At 63.6% G+C, this 2,449-nt stretch carries 2 protein-coding genes and 1 tRNA gene; all 3 read left to right on the top strand.

Translation table 11 applies throughout. The features are described 5' to 3' along the window. Positions 1-73 precede the first annotated feature (73 nt). The 3 genes from SFU54_RS09760 (at position 74) to SFU54_RS09770 (ending at position 2,399) form a co-directional block, all read left to right on the top strand. On the top strand, positions 74-883 hold the full coding sequence (locus SFU54_RS09760; RefSeq protein ID WP_319016082.1) for an HAD-IIB family hydrolase: 810 nt from the start codon (positions 74-76) through the stop codon (positions 881-883). A 91-nt stretch (positions 884-974) separates the two neighbouring features. Next, positions 975-1,059: transfer RNA gene (locus tag SFU54_RS09765), tRNA-Ser, on the top strand. A gap of 35 nt (positions 1,060-1,094) precedes the next feature. Further along, on the top strand, positions 1,095-2,399 hold the full coding sequence (locus SFU54_RS09770; protein WP_319016083.1) for an LCP family protein: 1,305 nt from the start codon (positions 1,095-1,097) through the stop codon (positions 2,397-2,399). The last annotated feature ends 50 nt before the right edge of the window (positions 2,400-2,449 follow it).

Here is a 2,449-nt window from a genome sequence, read left to right on the forward strand (position 1 = left end):
CCGACGGCTCGGTCGTTGTGCCCGAGCCTCTGCGGCCCTACCTGCGCGGCCTCGAGATTCTGGAGCCCGTGGCGTGACCGCTGACCCGCGCTTGCTCATCGCCCTCGACATCGATGGCACGGTGCTGCACGAAGACGGCACTCTGCCTCCCGCAGCGCTCGAGCAGGTGCACCGCCTACGCGATGCGGGGCACGAGGTCATGCTCGCGACGGGCCGTTCGGTGGCGATGACCCTGCCGGTGCTCGATCGCCTCGACATCACTCCGGCCTATGTCGTCGCGTCGAATGGTGCGATTCTGCTCAAGCGTGACGCTGACGCGCCGATGGGGTACCGACGTCACCACGTCGAGACTTTCGATGCGAGTGACGTGCTCACGCGCATCCGCCCCCATTTGACCCAGGCCAACTACGCCGTCGAAGACGAGACCGGTGTGTATCGCTACACCGGCTGGTTTCCTGACGGAGCGCTCGGCGCGGTGAGCCACGAGGTGCCGTTCGAGCAGTTGTGCAGCGAGCCCGCAACGCGCGTCGTCGTGATCTCGCCCGGCCACGCGATGGAGGAGTTTCTCGCCGTTGTCGAACTCATGGGCTTGCACCAGGTGAGCTACAACGTGGGTTGGACGGCGTGGCTCGACATCGCTCCCGACGGAGTCAATAAGTCGACAGCCCTTGAACGAGTTCGGGATGCCCTCGGTATCGCGGGCGAGCACGTGGTGACGGTGGGCGACGGCCGAAACGACATTGAGATGCTGGGCTGGGCAGTGGCCCATGGTGGCCGCGGCATCGCGATGGGTCAGGCCCCGAGTGAAGTCATTGCGGCTGCCTCAGAGGTCACAGCGCGCGACACCGACGACGGCCTCGCGAAGGCCCTCGCAACCCTCTGACGGTCGTTCTTGGCGACTCGGAGCAGATGCATAGCCGCCCCGATCAGGGGTTCTGCGGACAGGTCGGTTAGCATGGAAGACTGATATCCAAGGAGGGCTGTCCGAGCGGCCGATGGAGCCAGTCTTGAAAACTGGTGGGCAGCAATGTCTCGTGGGTTCGAATCCCACGCCCTCCGCTCGTTCAGGTCTGCCGATGCCCAAGGGGGAGATCATGAGTGAACCGGTGCGCGATCGCGGAAGCCGGTCGTTGCCGACCGCCCAGGTGCGGCATGGCCGCCTGCGCCGTTCGCGAGCGTGGAAGACGATCTTCGCGTCCCTCGCGGCGTCCCTGGCTGTCGTGCTCGTCAGCACGGTGTCGGTCGGGGCGATCACTCTTGCGCAGATCAACTCGAACATCGACGTTGTCGAACTCGAGGTGCTTGAGGGTCAAGAAGAGCGCGTCATTCCCACGGTCGGTGAGTGGGAGGGCGGCTTTAACGTTCTCCTCGTCGGAATCGACAACGAGCCCGGCCAAGATGACAGCCGCCAGCGCGGTGGCGCCACCCTCAACGACGTCAACATTCTGATTCACGTCGCTGAAGACCAGCAGTCTGCTGTTGCCGTCAGCATTCCGCGTGACCTCGTCGTTCCGATTCCGTCGTGCCCCGACCCTGACGGCGAGGGTTCATCGTTCGCGATGTCTGCCCAGCCCATCAATGTGGCGTGGTCGTACGGTGGTCTCAACTGTGTGGTCCTGACCGTCGAGGCCCTTTCCGGTCTGTCGATTCCGTACGCGGGTGCCATCTCGTTCAACGGAGTTGCCCAGCTCTCGACAGCCGTGGGCGGCGTCGAAGTGTGTATCGATGGCCCGATCAAAGATCCCTACACGGGGCTTGATCTGCCGAGTGCTGGTACCTGGTCACTCGAAGGCGGCAGCGCTCTTGCTTTCTTGCGTACACGGTACGGCGTTGGCGACGGTAGTGACCTCGGTCGAATCAGCAATCAACAGGTCTATTTGTCGTCGCTCATGAGAAAGGTGCAGAACGAGGGCGTGCTCACCGACTTCACCAAGCTCTACGGCATTGCTCAAGTTGCCACGTCGTCGATGCAGCTCTCGAGCAGCGTCGCAAGCCTCGACACCATGGTTTCGATGGCGCAAGCCTTGCGAAAGGTGCCGACCGAGAACATCACTTTCGTTCAGTACCCGGGTCGAACCGGAGGTACGGGCGTCTACGCCGGCAAGGTGCAGCCGATCACGTCGGCGGCAACGGCACTGTTTGAGCGCATCCGCGCCGATGAGCGATTTACTCTCGAAGAGGGCAACACGGGCATCGGCTCGACTCTCGATCCGAACGCACCCACGACCGACCCCACTACCGCTCCGGAGCCAGAAGAGACCCAGCCGCCCAAAAACGGAAAGATCGTCCCCGAGGTCGAGCCGACTCTCGAACCGGTGGCTCCGAGCGAGCCGGCAGCGGTTCTTCCGGGCGTTCAGGGGCAGACGGCGGCAGACCGCACCTGTTCGGTCTCCAACTAGACCGTGCTTGGCGGCCCGTTGCGGCCGGTATAGTTGACCACGCTCTACTA

The organism is Microcella sp., from assembly GCF_033763155.1.
Classification (GTDB): Bacteria; Actinomycetota; Actinomycetes; order Actinomycetales; family Microbacteriaceae; genus Microcella.

Excerpts from the sequence above, each read along its gene's own strand:
- SFU54_RS09770 (WP_319016083.1), top strand. The coding sequence starts at position 1,095 with ATGAGTGAACCGGTGCGCGATCGCGGAAGCCGGTCGTTGCCGACCGCC.